Origin of the sequence: Paenibacillus polysaccharolyticus (assembly GCF_023714295.1) — a bacterium.
GTDB classification, from domain to species: domain Bacteria; phylum Bacillota; class Bacilli; order Paenibacillales; family Paenibacillaceae; genus Paenibacillus; species Paenibacillus polysaccharolyticus_A.
Map to the genome: position 1 here is coordinate 18,725 of NZ_JAMAUN010000010.1, position 20,384 is coordinate 39,108.

At 46.5% G+C, this 20,384-nt stretch carries 18 protein-coding genes; 6 read left to right on the forward strand and 12 right to left on the reverse strand.

What is annotated here, in order from left to right; translation table 11 throughout:
* Positions 1-309: 309 nt before the first annotated feature.
* Positions 310-1,293 carry a glycoside hydrolase family 43 protein gene (locus tag M3629_RS20930; RefSeq protein ID WP_251509881.1) on the forward strand — a complete coding sequence of 328 codons (984 nt, stop codon included), beginning with the start codon at positions 310-312 and terminating at the stop codon, positions 1,291-1,293.
* Between the two features lie 127 nt (positions 1,294-1,420).
* Here the strand turns inward: M3629_RS20930 and M3629_RS20935 are convergent, their stop codons facing one another.
* From M3629_RS20935 to M3629_RS20950, 4 genes are all read right to left on the reverse strand, one after another.
* Positions 1,421-2,083: an ABC transporter ATP-binding protein gene (locus tag M3629_RS20935; protein WP_251509883.1), complete on the reverse strand. Its 663-nt coding sequence runs from the start codon at positions 2,081-2,083 to the stop codon at positions 1,421-1,423.
* Positions 2,080-3,291 (reverse strand): FtsX-like permease family protein, encoded by a 1,212-nt coding sequence (locus M3629_RS20940; RefSeq protein ID WP_251509884.1) that lies wholly within the window; start codon positions 3,289-3,291, stop codon positions 2,080-2,082. The genes M3629_RS20935 and M3629_RS20940 overlap by 4 nt, the downstream gene beginning before the upstream one ends.
* A gap of 15 nt (positions 3,292-3,306) precedes the next feature.
* Positions 3,307-4,302 carry an FtsX-like permease family protein gene (locus tag M3629_RS20945; RefSeq protein WP_251509886.1) on the reverse strand — a complete coding sequence of 332 codons (996 nt, stop codon included), beginning with the start codon at positions 4,300-4,302 and terminating at the stop codon, positions 3,307-3,309.
* 107 nt (positions 4,303-4,409) lie between these two features.
* Entirely contained in the window at positions 4,410-4,856 is a 447-nt protein-coding gene (locus M3629_RS20950) for a hypothetical protein (protein WP_251509888.1), read from the reverse strand.
* A gap of 200 nt (positions 4,857-5,056) precedes the next feature.
* Here M3629_RS20950 and M3629_RS20955 point away from each other — a divergent pair, with 200 nt between their 5' ends.
* Positions 5,057-5,905 (forward strand): EcsC family protein, encoded by an 849-nt coding sequence (locus M3629_RS20955; RefSeq protein WP_251509890.1) that lies wholly within the window; start codon positions 5,057-5,059, stop codon positions 5,903-5,905.
* Positions 5,906-6,077: 172 nt separating this feature from the next.
* Here the strand turns inward: M3629_RS20955 and M3629_RS20960 are convergent, their stop codons facing one another.
* Positions 6,078-7,352 carry an MFS transporter gene (locus M3629_RS20960; RefSeq protein ID WP_251509892.1) on the reverse strand — a complete coding sequence of 425 codons (1,275 nt, stop codon included), beginning with the start codon at positions 7,350-7,352 and terminating at the stop codon, positions 6,078-6,080.
* A 518-nt stretch (positions 7,353-7,870) separates the two neighbouring features.
* Between M3629_RS20960 and M3629_RS20965 the strand changes: the two genes are divergently transcribed.
* The gene (locus tag M3629_RS20965) at positions 7,871-12,520 is read left to right on the forward strand and encodes an InlB B-repeat-containing protein (protein WP_251509893.1); all 4,650 of its coding nucleotides are present in this window, start codon (positions 7,871-7,873) and stop codon (positions 12,518-12,520) included.
* A gap of 167 nt (positions 12,521-12,687) precedes the next feature.
* On the opposite strand, the gene queF is transcribed toward M3629_RS20965, so the two are convergent.
* From queF to M3629_RS20995, 6 genes are all read right to left on the reverse strand, one after another.
* Positions 12,688-13,179: a preQ(1) synthase gene (gene queF, locus M3629_RS20970; RefSeq protein ID WP_251509895.1), complete on the reverse strand. Its 492-nt coding sequence runs from the start codon at positions 13,177-13,179 to the stop codon at positions 12,688-12,690.
* A 61-nt stretch (positions 13,180-13,240) separates the two neighbouring features.
* Positions 13,241-13,978 (reverse strand): 7-carboxy-7-deazaguanine synthase QueE, encoded by a 738-nt coding sequence (gene queE, locus M3629_RS20975; RefSeq protein ID WP_251509897.1) that lies wholly within the window; start codon positions 13,976-13,978, stop codon positions 13,241-13,243.
* Positions 13,971-14,462, reverse strand: a complete 492-nt coding sequence (gene queD / locus M3629_RS20980) for a 6-carboxytetrahydropterin synthase QueD (protein ID WP_251510288.1) — start codon at positions 14,460-14,462, stop codon at positions 13,971-13,973. The genes queE and queD overlap by 8 nt, the downstream gene beginning before the upstream one ends.
* The gene (queC, locus tag M3629_RS20985) at positions 14,462-15,151 is read right to left on the reverse strand and encodes a 7-cyano-7-deazaguanine synthase QueC (protein ID WP_251510290.1); all 690 of its coding nucleotides are present in this window, start codon (positions 15,149-15,151) and stop codon (positions 14,462-14,464) included. The genes queD and queC overlap by 1 nt, the downstream gene beginning before the upstream one ends.
* A 396-nt stretch (positions 15,152-15,547) precedes the next feature.
* Positions 15,548-16,252 carry an AIM24 family protein gene (locus M3629_RS20990; RefSeq protein WP_251509898.1) on the reverse strand — a complete coding sequence of 235 codons (705 nt, stop codon included), beginning with the start codon at positions 16,250-16,252 and terminating at the stop codon, positions 15,548-15,550.
* An 18-nt stretch (positions 16,253-16,270) separates the two neighbouring features.
* Positions 16,271-16,726 (reverse strand): hypothetical protein, encoded by a 456-nt coding sequence (locus tag M3629_RS20995; RefSeq protein ID WP_251509900.1) that lies wholly within the window; start codon positions 16,724-16,726, stop codon positions 16,271-16,273.
* 333 nt (positions 16,727-17,059) lie between these two features.
* Between M3629_RS20995 and M3629_RS21000 the strand changes: the two genes are divergently transcribed.
* From M3629_RS21000 to M3629_RS21010, 3 genes are all read left to right on the forward strand, one after another.
* A complete protein-coding gene (locus M3629_RS21000; RefSeq protein ID WP_251509901.1) occupies positions 17,060-17,227 on the forward strand; it encodes a hypothetical protein in 168 nt (55 codons plus the stop codon).
* Between the two features lie 207 nt (positions 17,228-17,434).
* Complete coding sequence (locus M3629_RS21005) at positions 17,435-18,139, forward strand: hypothetical protein (protein ID WP_251509903.1); 705 nt, start codon at positions 17,435-17,437, stop codon at positions 18,137-18,139.
* A gap of 162 nt (positions 18,140-18,301) precedes the next feature.
* Entirely contained in the window at positions 18,302-19,273 is a 972-nt protein-coding gene (locus tag M3629_RS21010) for a helix-turn-helix transcriptional regulator (protein ID WP_251509905.1), read from the forward strand.
* A gap of 34 nt (positions 19,274-19,307) precedes the next feature.
* Here M3629_RS21010 and M3629_RS21015 read toward each other — a convergent pair whose 3' ends face one another.
* Positions 19,308-19,982 (reverse strand): 3'-5' exonuclease, encoded by a 675-nt coding sequence (locus M3629_RS21015; protein WP_251509906.1) that lies wholly within the window; start codon positions 19,980-19,982, stop codon positions 19,308-19,310.
* Positions 19,983-20,384: the final 402 nt, after the last annotated feature.

A 20,384-nucleotide genomic window follows, 5' to 3' on the forward strand; every position in this document is an offset into this window, starting at 1 on the left:
GCCACAAGTTATCGAGCCAACTAAGGCTCGAAGCCCGATGTGTACTAGCGAGCAAAAATATCGCGAGCAACCAGTACAGAGGGCACAAGCAGTGAGAGGGAGGAAGGAGCCGCGCGTGCGAGTTTGCCATCCGATTTCCACCGCCAAGAGCGGTGAGTGAAAGAAATCGGAGGTCAAGGAGAGCACCAAGGCCCTGCCGCCCGCGAACGCCCGCTGTGCCCTCAAACCCTGCTCTCCATATTTTTGCAAGCACACTGAGCACATCATAGATTCAAGCCACAAACACATATATGAAAGGGGTTCATTCCCATGACCAATTCGATTACATTTACCAATCCCATGCTGGAGCAGCGCGCTGATCCTTGGGTGTACCGTCATACAGACGGGTACTATTATTTTTCTGCTTCCGTACCAGCCTTTGACCGAATTGAAATTCGGCGTGCAGAGACGCTGGAGAGGTTGAGAGATGCCGAACCCGTAACCGCTTGGACGAAGCGGGAGACAGGACTGATGAGCGCGAATATCTGGGCACCGGAGATTCATTTTATTGATGGAAAATGGTACATATATTTCGCGGCCGCACATACAAGTGAAACCAACGATGGTTTGTTCGATCATCGCATGTACGTGCTCGAAAATGATTCCGCTAATCCGCTTGAAGGAAAGTGGAAAGAGAAAGGACAGATTCGAACCAAATGGGAAAGTTTTGCGCTAGATGCCACGACCTTTGAACACAGAGGCATTCGTTATCTGGTCTGGGCCCAGAAAGATCCGAGCATCGACGGCAATTCAAATCTCTATATTTGTGAAATGGAAAATCCATGGACACTTCGTGGTGAGCAGGTCATGATCACGACACCTGAATATGATTGGGAGATCATCGGTTTTAAAGTAAACGAAGGCGCGGCCGTGCTGCATCGGAATGGTCGTCTGTTTATCAGCTACTCAGCCAGTGCAACCGATCATCACTACTGCATGGGGCTACTTACGGCCAATGAAGATGCTGATTTACTTGATCCGGCAAGTTGGGTGAAATCACCTGAACCGGTATTCCAGACTTGTGAAGAGAACGGGCAGTATGGTCCGGGACATAACAGCTTTACCGTTTCACCCGATGGCAAAACCGACATTCTGATCTATCATGCGCGCAACTACAAAGAGATTGAAGGAGATCCGCTGTACGATCCGAACCGCCACGCTCGTGCGCAGGTGATTCATTGGAATGAAGATGGAACACCGAATTTTGGAATTCCGGTTCCCGATGGCCAGTCCGTGGCAGAAGTGAAAAGCTGAACCTGACTTGTATCCTGATAGGTTTAACTGATTTAATATATAAAACCCGTAAGATGGCCTTTCAGTTGGAAAGGAACCATTTTACGGGTTTTTACGCGGAGCATTCTGGGGGAACGCATCGGTGGATTCAAACCTCAACTATTTTTCCGTCTAAAATGCTGTAACGTTTTTTGCATAAATCTGCGACAACCTGATTGTGAGTAACAAGCACAATGGTTACTCCGTCCGTTTGATTGAGGTTTTGCAAAAGGTTCAGAATGTTTAATTCAGCAGCTTCGTCCAAGGCACCGGTTGGTTCATCTGCCAGAATGACTTTGGGCTTTCGAATAAGTGCCCTTGCGATGGCTACCCTTTGTGCCTCGCCTCCAGAGAGTTGATCTGGATATTTATCAATCAAATTACGGATGTGCAGCGAATTCGAGAGGGTTTCAATAGAATATTGAATTTCCTTTTTAGGTACATTCTTGCATAACAAAGGTAAAGCAATATTGTAAAAGACATTTTTTTCACGAATAAGTCCATAATCCTGAACGATGAAACCGATATGATCTCGTCGCAATATTGTTTTTTGCTTTTCGTCTTTAGATTGGATAAGCTGGTGATCGAAAAAATATTCACCACGATCAGCTGTATCCAGACAGCCTAATATATTTAATAGCGTTGATTTACCCGATCCGCTCCTTCCTACGATGCCCACGAAATCACCATCTTGTACATGGAAAGAAGCATCGGACAGGATCTTTCGCGGACCATAAGACTTTGTCATGTTTTTCAGAGCAATTATAGTCATTGGCTACCACCCCGTATCGTACTGGATAAGCGCAATCTGTGTATCATCCACCAAGGCGGAATACAGGATAATAGGCACAAGATCATGCTGAACGGCAAAAGAACAGAAAATTGTATACGATGCATAATTACATAAGAGAATAGACTGGCGAGCACCAGTGAAGCTGCATGGATAAGCAAGACTTCCAGCAAAATAGATAACCGAATGGAACGTCTGTTCACGCCGCTTGCAATCATAACTCCGTATGCATACTGACGTATGCTTAGTTTAGCCGCAATGTTAGCTGACAGACTGAACAGACAACTTACAACGATAACACTGGAAAAAACGGTAAATATCTGCTGTAGCTGCTCTCCCTCCAGACCCCACATCGTCAAATAAAAACGGGATACGCCTTCCAAGGTATAAGGTTCGATATCAAGCTGCAGGCTTTTTTGGGTAAACAAGTCCTGAATAGCCTCTGCTGAAAGGGGGCTAGAAATATAACCGTTTGTTTTATCCCAAAGTAGTTTTAACATCAAAGTTTCAGGATAAGCATAGATATCATCTGCTTCAAGCGAAGGAAGGATGATAACCCGATCCATATATCTCAAAGCGTAACTGTCATTGTAAAAGCTGTTTTGTTCCAATATGCCAACAATCTTGCATTTCAGTTCTATACCCATATATCCCACATTCACCGATTGTCCAAGTTGTAGATAGTCCTTGTATTCATAACCTACAATGATTGGAACAACTGTATTGTTTAAATTGTAATCCTCAGCATGAAATAGTCGGCCCTCATACGTTTTGACTTGAAAGTGTTCAAGAAACTGCTGATTGACCTGTAGACTTTCATAAGCATCTGGTGTCTCCTGTCCTGCTTCATAACCGTATTGAAACGTTGCAGGCAAATGTGAAACGTTTAAAGAAAGGTGCTGTTTACTAGCGATAATATATTTAAAGTGTGGATTTGTCTTCTCCCATGTATAAAGATGATGCAAAGTTAGCAGGTGGTCTGGGCGAGCCAGAAAATCTTCCTCTTGTTGATCAAAAAAGTGGTCATTAACTTTATACAGTGTAGATGAAGCATGTTGAACACCCGCAGCTATTTCTTTGGCATGGGTAGTAAAATTCATGGTCAGCATAATTAAAAAGTAGGATGCGATGCATTGCAATAAGATCAGCACTGTTCGTCGTCTGCGTTGATTTAAGGAATCAACTAACATATGTATTATCATAGATCACCTTTGTACGAGCTTTTTATACGAAATAGAAATGACAACCAACGAAAAAGCAACAAATAGAATTATTGTACTTGCCAGAGTATGTAAAAGGCTTATCGTCATAGTACGAAGATACTCTTCCAGCAGCCAACAAAAACCAAGGGCCAAAATCATGCTTATAGACAATAAAGGGGCAAAAGCTTTCCAGACATCCCAGAGAATCTGCGATATGGAATAACCGTTGTCTCTTTTAATTTTGATTTCATTATTTTTTTTATCCATCCACAAGAGCAGTACAGACAGGCTATTAACGAATAATATAGAGAGTAGAATCGTAGAAACAATGACAGGTTGTTTTCCTTGATCCAATATGTGCAAAATGTTTACGTTTTCTTTTTCAAACAGTGTGACTTGTCCAAACAATTCCTCATTGCCAATAAAATTCAGACCCTGTTGTATAGTCGAACCACTGATCACATACTCGGTTCCTAAATGGATGTTATCTTCATTCATATTTAACAAAATAGTTCGATCTATCCGTGTAGGCATGTTATAACCAATGATTCCAATGACCTCGTAGTCGATGCCATTAAAAGCAATCATTTTCTTCTCGTTCATGGTCAAGGGAAGAGAAACATCTTTACCAATGACTGCGACACGGGTGTTTGTCTGAAAATCCATCTCTTCGAAAAAACGACCGCTGATCATTTGCGGTTTGGCAAAATTGCCTTTGAAAAGGATACCTCGTATGTCCTCTCCTTGCCCGAAAAACTTCGCAAACATAACGCTGTCAGCAGGTAGAGAAGGATACAAAATTTCAAAATCGAGTTGATCTTGTGATGTTTTGAAAAAAAGAGCATGTTCATCGTATAACTGGTTATTGAGTCTCTGAATGGTGCTTACATTGAGCTGATACATCAAGGTAAACAAACAAGAAAAACAAAATAAACCGACAACGATGATTAAAAACAAATCAAACATTCTTAGTTTAGTTGTTATACGAAAGTTATTCATGATTTTTCCTCCAAGACAGGTCAAAAGGTGAACTTATTATTATAATGCTGAATCCAAACGAAATTAAGAATCATGTACGTTCAAAAATAAACACAGATAACTTGTACTTATATGCCGTAATAGGTTTTAGCGACCCCGGAGTTTAAGGTATCGTATTTCTCCCAATCGGATCGGGCATAGGATCTCCCCTTATTGGAACTCCACACCCTGCCGGAATCTCCATAAGAGCCGCCCCCTTGAATCCATGAACGCTCATACCGGGCTCTTGTATAACTATTCAATTTTACTGAGCCTTGTTTGGCCTGGGTGTTCCCCCAGACTTGTCTTCTTCCCTTGTCCCAATCAATTCCGGAGTTATGATCATAAGAAATGGAAGAGGCCTGCAAAACGTTGTCAGAGGCCAAGGTTACATTACCGGGAATCGTAACTTCCTCTTTGATAGAAATTACTTGGTTTGGATTGGGGGCTGAATTAGAAAGACCATCCGCGTATGCTGGAACACTACTGAGCAATAAACATGAACTTAGTGCGATTCCTATCGCTTTTTTCTTCAAAATATAACATCCTCTCGTGTTCACCTTTAGTCCTGTAATAACATTATACACCTATACCATATATTAGAAAATAACCTAAACAATAGTTTTGTAATAAGTCATAAATTATACATAATTTTACTGCGGCAACCAGAACAACGATTGTACGTATATAACAGTTGTAAAAGCAGATTTCAGAGCAGACACGGGGAGGAGCATATATGGAATCACGTGAGAGATTAGATGGGGAACTGGAGCATATTTTAAAATGGGAAAAGGAACAGAAAGATCTGTTCATATGGGATAAAATCGGACGTTTGCCATTTGCAATGCTGGATAAAGTGATGCCGAAAGCGATCAAACAGAAGATTGGCGACTCCCTGAACGAAGTGGGCCAATATTTGCAAACGGGTGGTAAGTTCCTTGTTCAGAAGAAGAAAGTGGCCAAGCTTCTTCAAGAAGAAGCCGAGCGCTCGGGTTACCCTATGTCATCCGATTACATCTACCGGTTAGAGCAAGACGCGGATACAGAGAACACGGCCCGAATTCATAGTGTGGAAAAACTACCGCTGGAGGTGCTGGACCGCGTCGCGGATCACATTACCGAAAGTCGAAGCAAGTTTGCTGCGGCACAAGGAGCCGCGACAGGATTTGGAGGCATCGTCACCATTGCAGCGGACATTCCGCTCGTGATGGGACTTTCACTGAAAGTATTGCAAGAGATGTCGCTATGTTACGGGTGTGATCCCGATGATCCACTGGAGCGTGTCTTCATCGTAAAATGTCTGCAATTCTCTTCCGCCGATATTGTAGGCAAGAAAGCCATCATTGAAGAACTCGCCGACTATGACAATCCGGAGAAACAAGTTGAAGTGATCTCTCAAATGCAGGGATGGCGTGAAGTGTTCAACTCATACAGTGAGTCTTTTGGCTGGAAAAAGCTGTTCCAGTTGGTGCCCATTGCAGGCATGATCTTTGGTTCAGTCAGCAATAAAAATACCATTCAGGACGTCGCTGAGGCAGGCAAAATGCTGTACAAAAAAAGGCTGATTCTAAAGCGTTTGAAATAGATAAATCCGCCTGAGGCTGTTGATGGTAGGTTAATATTGCTCTAGATAAATAGGGAAGCGAGTTATAAGATAGGACTATATGATGAAAAAGGCTCCTGCCGATCTGCATGAATACAGATACAGGCGGGAGCCTTTTTGTACGTGTTTGATAGCAGAATGTAAACGAAGGAACTTACTCCTCGCTCCCGTTTTCTTGTGCCCAGCGATGAAGCAACTTGTCAGATGGTAGCAGGAACGTAAAGATACCGATCAGTGGCAAGAAGCTGCATATTTGCATGACGGGTGAAACGCCGAAGGCGTCGATCCAGTTGCCGAGCACGAGTGCCCCAAGGCCCCCCATACCAAAGGCAAGACCAGTAATCAGACCAGAAACCGTTCCGATTTTGCCCGGAATGAGCATTTGAGCGTATACCACAGTAACGGAGAAGCTGGATAACATGATAAAGCCAATAATCGTCAGCAATACGCCAGTCCAGAACAAGTTGGCATAAGGTAACAGCAACGCCAGCGGTGCGGCCCCGGCCATGGAGAGAAAGATCATGTTACGTTTGCCGAATCGGTCTGCGAGCGGGCCACCAAAGAATGTGCCTAGTGCACCGGCAGCCAGGAAGAGGAAAATATAAATTTGCGCATCTTCCGTAGATAAACCAAACGTATCCTTCAGATTAAAGGCATAAAAGCTTCCGATTGAAGCTACGTACCACGAACGGACAAATACGAGCAGAATCAGAATCGTAATTGCGGCAGCAATCTTTTGACGCAACGCTGGATTGGGAACACGACGGGCAGCTGCTTGTTTACGCAAATAGGCACCGGATTGCAACATCTGCCCATACCAACGTGCGACGTAGAGCTGTACGGCAATTCCCATCGCGGCAATACCCGTGAAGCCAATGGCACCAAACAACCCAAACGGGATGAAAATCCAGCGTGTCAGGAGCGGTGCAAGGGATTGTCCAGCATTACCGCCCACTTGAAAAATAGACTGTGCCAGTCCACGGCGCTGGCCCGCAGCCATATGGGATACCCGGGAGCCTTCCGGATGAAAAGCAGCGGAGCCGAGCCCGACAAAAATGACAGAGATGAGCACCATCATATAACTGTCGGCAAAAGCGAGCAACAACATGCCCGTGAACGTGAAACCCATGCCTATGGGCAGGATCGACGGTGTAGGTTTTTTATCAGCAAACCAGCCTACAACAGGCTGCATAATGGATGCGGTAAAGTTGATCGCAAAGGCGATCCAGCCAATCTGAGTGTACGTCAGATGCATGGAGTCTTTTAGAATAGGAAATATTGCCGGAATGACAGACTGAATGGAATCGTTGAACAGATGCACCAGACTTATGGCAATAAGTATCCGGTATACGGTGCCTTGGGCATCCAATCCGGGTGGGGCTTTCGAACGCGCTGCGGCGTCCTTGGCTAATGAGGTTTGTGTAGACATGTTCAGTTCTCCTTTGGTCGCGGTCACGAGGGATCAGCGCCTATGTTAGATTCTATGCAATTAAGCATATTGTTACATAATAGGATAGATTGCAAGAAGCGACAAGGGGAACAGGGAAGGAAGTTACAACAACAGAATGGCTTGAATGAGTGGTCGGCTAAGGCGTTTTTGGCTTAACCCCTTAATGTTGGACACTAGCTATCTCTTTCTCAGATTGAGGCATCATAAAGCAATGGATTTAGGCTCGACGAGTAACACTTCCGTTTCGTTTCTAATGTAACAAATCGGAGGAAAAGTGACATTAATCATTGCGTGTTGCATAACATGCCAAAAAAATAAGTTGAAATAGCCTAATATTATTATATTTTTTTGCCGATCCATAAAGTAAACTAAGTGTATTGAATCATGTTATATGCTACGGAAACCGCGTGCTGACGGGAGCGGTCGGCTGTTACTCAAATGGATATCGTACGAAAAGCCGAGCATCTGGCAAGCAATCGCGATAGGGGTCGCGTTAGTTGCATATCAGGGGAGCCAGACATGATGTATTGCTTGGCGGAGCTGCATTTAGCATGAGGATATCATTAGGATTGTTCAAAGGGGGAGATTTTAAAGTGATTCATTATGCCTGTCGTGCCAGTTGGAAAATTGCGCTGGCGTTTATACTGGTGTTTGCCACATTATCGACAGGAACTAACACGATGCGTTCCGCGCATGCTGCGGCGGCGGAGCCGTATATCGGTGAGATTCAGTTATTTCCTTACGGGTTCGCACCCAATGGCTGGATGTTTGCCGCAGGCCAAATTTTGACGATTCAATCTAACACAGCGCTTTATAGTACGATGGGTACTGCCTACGGTGGTAATGGACGCACGAACTTTGCGATCCCTAACCTGACCGGATTACCTGTACCAGACGGTATGGCGTACTACATTTCGACGGTGGGTATATTTCCTCAGCGCGATGGAGCTGGGAGCGGTACGAATAATGCCTTTTTAGGTGAAGTACATCTGTTTCCATACTTTTATGTGCCCGGTGACTGGTTGAAGCTGGATGGATCGGTAAAGAATAAAGATGATTATCCCGAATTATCGAGTCTACTCAATCCGTCGGGCAACTCCACGTTTACATTACCTAATATGCCTTCACCTCTTCCTGGGCAATCGCTCTTTTATGCGGTAGCTGCCAAGACAAGCGCGAATCAGGTAGGGAAAGATCTGACCCAGTTGACGGCTAATGATCAGAGCTACTTGCTCACAGGTGAAGTCCTCTCATTCCTTACACCGATGCAGACCTCCTTCTTTTCTGCTAATGGCAGTCAATTGAATGTGATGGATCAGCAAGCCTTATTCTCACTTCTAGGTACACGATTTGGTGGAAACGGGTATTCAAGCTTTGGATTGCCTAATATGAGTACAAATCCATATTCCTTTTCGACGTATATCGTGCCTGGTGATTCGTCACATAACACGAATTATCCATCGAGAGATTCCAATGCTGGACCCAGTCCGTCTGATCTGGCAGTAACAAGTACACCGTATACGGTTGGTTCTGGATCGGATGCTCTTTTTAATAAAACACCGATGCTTTCTGGTGGAACGGGAACGGGTGTGTCCCTACGAACGTTGCCACAGCACGGCACCGTAGTGGATCTCGGAAGCAGCTTCAACTATAAATCGGACAATGATTATACAGGCCCGGATAGCTTCACGGTTCGCACGTATAATACCAATGGATTTGCGAGTGGGTATTCAACGATTAACATTAATGTCGTATCCACTACACCACCTACTGTAATAGGTGTCAGCAATAACGGGATTTACAATCATGCCGTGACGCCAATCATTACGAACAATGGTGCATCTGTTTTGAACAATCAGCCATATGCTAGCGGTACGCCAGTGACTGCAGAGGGCAGCTATACGTTAGTCGCAACGAACAGTTATGGCACGACACAGGTGAAGTTTACGATTGATCTGACGCCGCCAACCGTAAGCGGCGTGAGCAACGGAGGACGTTACACCGTACCGCCTACGATTACGCTGAGCGATGGATCGGCTACTCTCAATGGCGCAGCCTTTGTAAGTGGCACCTCAATTACAGGAGAAGGCAACTATACACTCGTTGCTACCGACGCGGCTAATAATAGCACCACGCTCACCTTCAGCTACTACGCTCCGCGCCAGCTCACATTTGATAGCGCGGGCGGTACAATTATAGCGACTCAAAATCTATACTATGGCGATCATGGCGTTCAGCCGACTGCACCGACACGTACGGGGTATACCTTTACGGGTTGGTATACGGATGTGGCACGAACGCAGCTGTTTGATTTTACGAATACAGCAGTAACGACAAGCACGCAGCTCTACGCGGGCTGGAGTATTAACCAGTATACGGTTAGCTTCGACAGTAGTGGCGGAACCGCAATTGCCGATGTTCCCGTCAACTATGGCTCTACAATCAGTGAGCCAACCACGCCGACACGCACGGGTTACACCTTTAATGGTTGGTATACGAATGCAGGCCGTACACAATTATTCAACTTTGCGACGGCGATTACAGCTAACTTGCAATTGTATGCGGAGTGGATCACGAATCAATACATCGTCAGCTTTAACAGCGGTGGCGGTACATTGATTGCAGATGTTGGGATCAGTCATGGCTCAAGTGTCATCGCACCGACTGCGCCGTCGCGTACGGGGTATACGTTTACCGGCTGGTACACGGATGCGGCGCATACGCAGTTGTTCGATTTTGCCAATACGGTAATAATATCGAATACCCAGCTATATGCGGGTTGGTCGATCAATCAGTACAAGATCGGTTTTGATAGTAGTGGCGGAACGTCGATCGCTGATCGCCAGCTGGATTATGGCAGTTTGGTGAGCGAACCAACGGCGCCAACACTTACCGGTTATACGTTTACAGGCTGGTATACCGATGCGGCGCATACGCAGCGCTTTGATTTTGCGACAGCTACGGTAGCAGCGAATACCCAGCTCTATGCAGGTTGGACGCTACAATCGTATACGGTTACGTTTGATGTGTATCAGGGAGCAAATGTACCTACTCAGACGATTCCGTACGGCACGCGGATCTCTCGACCGAGCGATCCGGTGCAAGACGGTCACACGTTTACCGGTTGGTATGCGGATGCTACACATACGCAGCCTTTTGACTTCGAGGCGATCATTACGACACCGATCACGGTGTATGCAGGCTGGTCAGTGAACCAGTATACGGCTAGCTTCAATAGCCAGGGCGGGACAGAGGTTAACAGTCAGGCGTTGGATTACGGCAGTCCATTGGTGGAACCACGGCAGCCAAGCCGAACAGGCTATACATTTACGGGTTGGTATAGCGATGCTGGAAACCAGCAACCGTTTGATTTCACAACATCCGCAATTCGTGGGGATATCCAGCTCTATGCGGGATGGGAACGCAATCAGTATACGGTCAGCTTTGACACGTATGGCGGCTCTGTCGTGCGGGATGTGTATATCGGCTATGGAGATCAGCTAGACCTTCCGAATGAGCCGATCGCTAATGAAGCAGGGTTGATCTTTGCGGGCTGGTTTGCCGATCCACAGCATGATCTGCCGTTTGATTTTAGCCAGCCGATCGTAACGAATGTGATTCTGTATGCAAAATGGGCAGTACGTGTACAGCAGATTACGTTTGATACCGATGGAGGAACAGCGGTTGGTGCGCAGTCCGCGGCATATGGAGGTCGACTCTCCCGTCCGGCAGATCCAGAGCGTGCAGGCTATACTTTCGCAGGCTGGTACACGGATGAGGCACGCGGTCAGTCATTTGATTTTGCAGCGGCGACCGTAACGGCAGATATGACGCTGTATGCAAAATGGAATATCGCTGTACGTACGGTAATCTTCCAGACGGATGGCGGAACGTTGGTGCAAGCACAAAACGTGAACAACGGCTCTTCCGTATTGCGTCCGGCTGATCCGTCACGAGCCGGTTATACATTTACCGGTTGGTACGCTGATGCGGCACATACGCAGTTGTTCGATTTTGGAACAGCTACGGTGACAGCAGATATGACACTTTATGCGGGTTGGACACTGGTACCACAACCAGGTGGCGGAAATACCGGCAATAACGGTGGAAGTGGGGGGAGCAATGCTAATTCCAATTCCAGCTCCAACACAACCAATACTAACAACACCGCTACTCAAGCACGCGTTCTTATTCCTGCTGGGCAGGCGGGGGAGCTTCGTCTGGGTGATAGTGTAAGGTTGCAAGTTCCAGCAGGCGCAGCCGATCAGCCGCTAGAGATTTCGGCTAGTCAGATGGATACAACACCTACGAATCTGGGCAGTAATCAACGTGTGCTCAGCCCTGTAGTTGAATTTATCAAAAACTTGCAGGAGAACTTCAAGGTTCCGGTCAAACTGACCATGAGCTTCGATTCTGCTACGCTTCGCAGTAACGAGAAGCCAGCCGTTTTCTATCAAACTAGCGCAAATACACCGTGGGTATTGGTTGACAACGGGGCGGTAGAAGGCAGCGCGATCACAGTGGGAGTGAATCACTTTACACGCTTTGCTGTAATGGCAGTTGTGAATGCCCCAACTACGGGCGAGGGTACAGCTACACCAATGACTGATTTTAGCGATATTAACGGTCACTGGGCAGCAGCTAGCATTCGTGAAGCGGCTGGACTCGGCATCGTCAAAGGCTATGCAGATGGTACATTCCATCCAGCAGCGCAGGTGACGCGAGCAGAATTTGCAGCGATGTTAGTGCGTATGCTAAAACCAGCATCCGAACATGCTAGTACGACTTCTTCGTTGTCAGCCTTCACCGACGGAGACAAGATTGGGACGTGGGCACGCGATGCCATCGCGCAGGCGAGTGCACTTGGCTGGATCAAAGGCAATGCCGACGGTAGTTTCCGTCCGAATGCTTCGATCACCCGTGCCGAGATGGCAGTGATGGTGAGCCGCGCACTAGCATCAACGATTGTGACGGCTGACGTATCCTTCTCGGATGCCGCTGTCATTCCGGCTTGGGCACAAGAAGCAGCGGCTTATATGCAGCAATCGGGATGGATGACAGGTCGTGCAAATGGAGCATTTGATCCACTGTCTGTAACGACTCGTGCCGAAGCAGCGCAGGTGCTTATGCGTGTACATCAGCAGTAAATATAGCATGATGTACCGATCGTAATGGTTCGGTATAACATTTGAAATCCAATAAAAAAGCGACTTTCCCCAATCAGATGTAAGGGGAAAGTCGCTTTTTACTATTCATCCATTAATCCAGTATTGCGATATTTATTCACAAGCCCTTGACCCTGAAACGTTTATAATTAACGATTATCAATCGTCTCCGGATTCATGTCATGGTTCATCATGCGGTGTTCGGCCATTTGCTCATATTTGGTTCCCGGTTTGCCGTAGTTGGTGTACGGATCGATAGAAATTCCGCCGCGCGGAGTAAATTTGCCCCAGACTTCAATGAAGCGCGGGTCCATCAGCTTAATCAGGTCGTTCATAATGATGTTCACGCAGTCCTCGTGAAAATCACCGTGGTTGCGGAAGCTGAAGAGGTAAAGCTTCAGGGACTTGCTCTCGACCATTTTGATATCGGGAACATAGCTGATGTAGATCGTAGCAAAGTCAGGTTGACCCGTAATCGGGCACAGACTAGTGAACTCCGGGCAGTTGAATTTTACAAAATAATCACGGTACGGATGCTTGTTATCAAAGCTCTCCAGAATACCAGGATCATACTCAAACGTATATTTCACATTCTGGTTGCCCAGCAATGTTACATTTTGCATCTCGTCAGGTTGTCTCATTCAAATAAACTCCTCGTATTCAATTGAAGCCGTAGGCCTCTTATTTATATCTCGTATATCGTTAAACCCCGCGTTTATTACCCCATACCAGCGTATGAAGCTGCGGAAGCACGCGCACGTTGTTCAGATCGTCCGAGGCACTTACCTGATCAATCAGCCACTCGTAACGCTCCAGCAGGGAAGCCGCCAGATCCGGCGTATCCGCCGAAGAAACATCCGGGTTCCCCGTTTGTAAAAATAAAGCCGTGCCGGGATACCGTGCATGCACACGGCGGGCATAGTCCAGGTCTGTCTGATCGAAGATCACGATCTTCAGACTATGGTTTCGATCCGCCGGGCCAGCAGCCAGACGGCTGATCACATCGTCCAGAACAGCCCAGTCGGTGTCCATGCCTGAGCTGGGTGGCTTGGGCGAGACCGTGACTTCGTCAATGTCTGCCAGCCATGACTGCCAGCGCGAGCCCTGCGTCTCAACCGCTGTGCGGACGCCGTTCTCCCGCAGCAGGGCAACCAGCCCGCCCAGCGAAGCCAGCAAGGCGGGGTTACCGCCGGAGAGGGTTACATGGGAGAAACGCGTGCCGCCCAGGCGGCGCAGTTCATCCCATACCGCCTCCGGCGTCAGCATGCGAATCTGGTCCTTGCCACTGCCGTCCCAGGTAAAGGCCGAGTCGCACCAGGAGCAGCGATAATCGCAGCCCGCGGTGCGCACAAACATCGTTTTTTGCCCGATGACCATGCCTTCGCCTTGAACCGTCGGACCAAAAACTTCCATGACGGGGATGTGTGCTTCCTTACTCATCGATCATCCACTCCCGTCTTGCTTCAGCATAACTGGTCGGAGTCTCGAAGAGTTGCACGAATTCCGTGCGTGCGCGGTCTGTAAGTCCGGCATAAGGCTCCGTCTGCAAAGCATGTTCCATCTGCTCGAATAGCCAGACCACCATATTTTCAGCTGTCGTATTCATGAGGGGAAGTGTTTCATTCAAATATTGATGATCCAGATAACCTTCAATCCGGCTTTTCCAGATGTCCTTGATATGTCCAAAATCAACCGTCAACCCGGTTTCACCCGGATAACCGCTGACGCCAAAAACCACTTTATACGTATGCCCGTGCAGATTTTTGCACTTGCCTTCATAACAGTGTAGATGATGCGCCGCATCAAAAGTAAATTCTTTGCTGACCATCACACGTTTGCGGTGATATCTCAGCTGTGTGGGCAGAATATCCTGATCAATCCGCTGCAGCCGTTCAACGATACGAAACGTTCCGGGCTCTCTCATCATGCGTCCACTCCAGTGGAGGGAGCACTCGTATGAGCAGCTGTACGCTCCTCTACATAACGATCCAGTCCGGCTTTGCGCAGCTTGCAGGCTGGGCATTCGCCGCACCCGTCACCGATGACGCCGTTATAACAAGTCAAAGTACGTTCACGTACATAATCGAAAGCGCCCAGTTCATCGGCCATTCTCCACGTTGCAGCTTTGTCCAGCCACATCAATGGCGTATGAATAACAAATGGGTAGTCCATTGACAGATTAAGCGTTACATTCATCGACTTCACAAATGAATCCCTGCAATCCGGATACCCGCTGAAGTCTGTCTCGCAGACACCTGTGACCAAGTGGCGAGCACCTTTTTGTTTTGCCATAATGGCCGCGAAGCTGAGGAAGAGCAAGTTCCGTCCATCCACAAATGTGCTGGGCAGCTCCCCTTCTTCGTGGGTGATTTCTACATCAACTCGTGTGAGTGCATTCGGTGCGAGCTGCTTCAGCAAGCTCATATCCAGTACCGTTTGTTGCACGCCCAAATCTTTGGCAATCGCTGCCGCACATTCAATCTCCAGCTTATGGCGCTGCCCATAATCAAACGTAACCACTTCAACTTCGGCAAATTGTTTCTTTGCCCAGAACAGACACGTTGTGCTGTCCTGGCCGCCGCTGAATACAACGACCGCTTTTTCTTTTTTCAACATAAAAAAACCTCTCCATCTTCTTGAGATCACCCTTGCAATGAAGCAAGGAATGTCGGAAGAACAGAGAAGTTCATGAACTGGCATCCATCAAAAAACACACCTTCTTAATAACCGCTTCAAAAAAAGCCGCTATAAGCAAGTGTCCTTAGTTTTTTACGTACACCGTGTCAGCCCGCAGCCTTTTACAACTTAAGCCTTAAGCCTAAGCATGTATAAGTTACGTGTAAACACGGAATTCAGTACGCAAGACTGTAGCGACCTTACACAGGCCAAGTCTTGTAGAGGGAGTTCGCGAACCTCTCCCATGCCATAGGCATGGATTTTCTTCTTTAATTGTCCGGATACAGTATACCATATCATTTGCCGAATCGGCACGTTTTTAAAATCCCAGATTTACTTAATAATAACGTTACCGAAGGGGATGACTTCTTTTAATATACGTTTGAATAAACCCTCGTCATTGATGTCCTGTTGCAGCCTGTAGTTTTCCCGTCCAGCTTGAAAAAGCACCGGGCCTTGTCCTGTCATTTTCCAATGGTAGTTCATATGCTGACTGGCCAGGTTGTTTCCGTATACGGTTAATTCCAGATGGGCGTTTTCGGGGTAGGCGATGACGCTCCCGGCATCTACATAAAGCGGGGCGGTAGGATGCAGTTCTTGCTGACATACCTGACCCTGTGTGAGTAATCCAATGGTTCCTTTGCCTGAAAACTTCACCTTCACCGCATCCCGGGTAATCAGCATGTTTTTGATCTTTTGAATTTTGGTCTGCATCGTGACACCGTCAGAATAGAAGAACAAATGGCGAAAATCATAAAGCAGATCACTGTGCTCCGTAAGCTGAACTTCTTTCATCGTAAATCCCGGAGGGAGGGCAGCTACAAATTGGCATGGGCCGGTAACTTCGGATTTTATCAGCTTTTTTTTACGATACATACCTGAAATATTCATGAATTTATCTTGTCTGTTGCTGCTGGCTCCGCGAAAAGCAACGATTTGTTGCGGATGCAGAATATGAAGGCGGTCATCCTGAATCAATGAAAATGTGACCACTTGTCCGGCTCCGCCAGCTTCAGCATGGTTCAGATGTATGTGCATGCGGTAGCTCCTGTTCTTTTATAGTCGGCCAGATCGGCGGCGCATTCCCCAGCGCATCACGCGAATCAGAAGGAAGTAACCCAATATGAGAGCAACAATGGTGATTACCATCATTTGAATTCGTTGTGCGGTGGCTGTTCTGGCATCCTGTTCGTTTTGAAGCTGGCTGACTATTTCGGTTAGCTTCTGGTTCTGAGCTAGGAGTTGATCATTTTGTGCTTTAAATGCCTCGACGTTAGCCTGGGCTTGTCCCAGCTGGGCGGAAGTTTGATTGAGTTGCTCCAGGGTTTGCTTGTAGCTCTCCTGTAATGCGTTCACTTCCCCAGGTAGTTCTGACACGCGCTCCCAACCGTTATAAAAGTCCGAGAATATATTCGCACTCGCTGCATTAGCAGTAGAACCGAGTATGACTGTAAATAGAATACATGTGGAGAAAAACACCCGAATAAAATACCCCTGAATGGATTTTGGCATGAATAACACCTCTCTCTTCGGCAGGATCGATTCAGAGCCGAATTCGTCGTCATTTGTTGAATTCTTGCTCTTTTATTATACGTCAAAAACCCGGTGTTGGGTTCAAGAGGATTACGTTTAATTACCCGAATGTTTCTCGAAAAATTGATAAAAACAAATGTTTTATTTTAAAAATCAGCGGGTAATACAAGAATAGCAGTACCCCGGACAGAGCAAACACAAAGTTGTACTTCCGCTCCGGGTATATCCTGTTCACAAATATGCAATATAATGCTTAAAATTAATATATTTCGATTTTAAATAAGATCGCAAATAATGAAGGAGTAGAATACTATGTACGTATCAAACCAGAGCACGGCAACGAAAACGATCATGATTACTTTAAATGGCGAGCCAGTCGGACGCAAACTGATTATTGACAGTGTAACTTATGCACCGGTTGCTGAAACGGACAGCGCACAGTACATGCACAAAATGGAGCATAATCATCCAGCTGTTTAAGTTGGGACTTGTCATAGAGAAGGGTGTGAAAAGCTTGGCTTATAGCCAAGCTTTTTCGTCGTTTATTGTCGCTTCTAGGCGGATCAAGGGGGATAAAACTAATATAATGGAAAAAAGTAATGGGAACATATGTTCCGTGACAATATAGTGTCCATTCACCCTGCTAACTTAGAAGATAATACACATAAATCGGGGGAGAGACTACCAGTGAACTCAGTCTTTGAAGTATCTTATTCGTGGAATAAAGAGGCCATACCGACAGGGGGAGCCGATCCCGTATATATGATGGTAGAGTGGCGTTACGGGTCCCCTGCCAAAAGACTTAGGAAAATAGCACCCAAAATTATGTCGAGAGATTTAGAGCTTTTGCTCAAACCGGAATATGGTGTCCAGCTTAAAGGTATCTACGGATGCCGATCCAAAGAAACAGATATTGGCTGGGTACTACGACTTGGTGATGTACTCAAGGGAGAAAGTAAACAGATTCTGCTGGAATTTGCCGTAGGACCGCATCTTTCAGGAAAAGCAGCGATATGTTCTGCCTACTGGAGTACCCGCAAGTTAAAGCAGAGTCAGCGTGTTCTTCTTCGTCGGGAACAACTCTATATTCAGTATACAAGTCACCTCGGGATGCTAAGACAGCCTGAAGATCCCAAAGTAGAGAAAACGATTAAATTGAATGAAACTGTACCATTACTCAAGCAAGCTCTACGTGCTTACGAACGAGGCCGGATCGAGGAAGGGAGCGAGATGCTACGTCGTCATGCCGATGCACTGCTTATCGAAGCTGCACGCAAGCAGGATCTGGATTATTTTGCAGAAGCCGAGATTGTCGAGAAGCTTCGTTACCATTATGGAATTACGTTTACTACTGGTCATCAAAATCGTGGAAGAGCAATGTCGGGTGAATGATAAGGGATCAGGATCAAGTAGTAACCGTACAGAGAGAATCAGTTTACATAAGTGTTGAAGGTGAAGTTAAATAACAAGTCGAATGTATATATCCATACTATATCAGTTAAGGATGGAGCTATATCACACTATTTGAAACAACATCATGGAGGGCCTGGGCAAATGACAGACCGACTAATCCGATTAATGCGCATTATCACGCTGGTACAAGCCAAGCCGGGTATTCTGGCTCGGGAGCTTGCGGAGAGGTGCGAGACAACGGAAAGGACGATATACCGTGACATGGAGGCCCTCAGTGCAATGCATATTCCGATCGCCAATATGGGACACGGAAGAGGGTACATGTTTATCAGCCATTTTGCCATGTATCCGCTAAATTGGTCTGACGAGGAAGCTCAAGCATTCATACAGCTTGCAGACGTTATGGAAGATATTCGTCCGCTACTAAAGCCTGCCTTTGAGAGTGCCTACGAGAAAGTAGTAGCTTCAAGTCAGAAGAACAAAACCGAACGAGTGGAATGGGCTGAGCAGATCAGAGGAATGTTTAAAGAGGGAGGAATCTTCTGGCAAAATAATGACAGAGATGAACCGAGTGATTCGCTCCTTTTGTTGCTTCAAGCCGGAATTTCACAGAACAGCATGGAAGGGACATATCAGTCTCAGGAAGAAACGGAGATGATTCGCTTTGATCCGTATTGCCTGATACCTCGGGAATATCAATTCGATCTGTTAGCTTATTGCCATCCCTCAGAGAGCATGAGAACGTTTCAGGTAAACCGATTGCAAGATTTACGAATCATTCCACGCACCTTCCGCAAAAATGATTATTTAATCCAGTCTTATTTCCGTACTGCCTGGATCTCAAGAGGAAGTACAGAAGAGACGGTGGTTAAAATCCGATTCTCTTCCCTAGTTGTGGACCGCGTGATGCAAGAACGCTTTTTTGTGCGACCTGTTCTGACCAGAGAGCCTGAAGGTACCCTATTGTTTGAAACTGTAGTGAGTGATGCAGAGGGATTTTTTGTCTGGATATCCAGATACGGACCAGAAGCTGAGATCCTGGAACCGGAACATTGTCGTACCTTGATGCAAGAACATTTGGAGCGCTGGCGGCAAGTGTACAATCCAAAATGAATTTCAGATTACAGGTTAACGTCCGAACTTCGTTTTACTCCTTGGCTTTAAACAGATTGGCAAGATTGCCAAACGGCGATTCCTTTTCCTCGTCATCCACAGCACTGGAGTAAACCACTTTGGAAGCAACGCCTTCATCATCCGCTGCGCAATTATGTTCAAGTTTGAACTTGTCGAACTGGTGCATAAACACTTTAGCCGTATTGATGGCATCATCCAAAGCGCGGTGTTGCGTACCGTCAAATTCAATTCCACAAAGTTCAAGAGCCTGGGCAAGTCCCAGTTGCCGGAATTTCCCTTCTTTGTGCATGGCCCGCGACCATTGCTGCTGTAAATCATTGTGGTTGGTAATCCAGGCCACATCCAGCTGGTGTGTTCGGCAATGGGAGATAAGTTTGTTGCGGTCATCTGGTCCCCAAGAGCACATATAATACGGCTCACTGCCCATCCAGTCGATGAACTGGCTCAGTGCTGCCGGGAAAAGAGGGGCTGCATCGATGTCCTTCTGCGTGATTCCTGTAAACTGAACGGTGTCGGTGGACAGGACGGATTTGTTAGACGGACGGACATACGTATGAAAGGTGTCGATGACGGTAAGACCTGAATCCGGGTTCTCGCTCACTTTGACGGCACCGATGTCAATAATTTCAGAGGAGTAGCGTGCATTGCGACTTACTGTGAATTCAAGATCATATATAATATAGGGCATAAGATAAACTCCTTTATGAAGGATACAAATTTCCACTCAGGGATCCGTACGTTAGATCCGTAAAATGTTAAACTCTATTCTACAGTGAACCTGGAGCTGTGTCAGCCATTGTTATGGATTTCGCCTGAAGGAGCTCGGGCATCCTTGTTTGGAGTGATCCATTCGTTTAGTTGTATTTATTGACAAGTTCGACTAAATGTTCTAATGTGATCAAAAATGAAAAATAGCGTTTACCGAGGATATAATTACGTAAGCTCGCTTCAACAGAGAGGGAATGGATTGCTGTAACATTCCTGTTGCTGCTGCGCAATTCCTACCTCGTTAGCTGCCAAGGGGAATGTCTGTTCCATAACAGACTGCAACCTTCGCCGGAAGGGTCCGTTACGCCCCAGAGGACTGTAT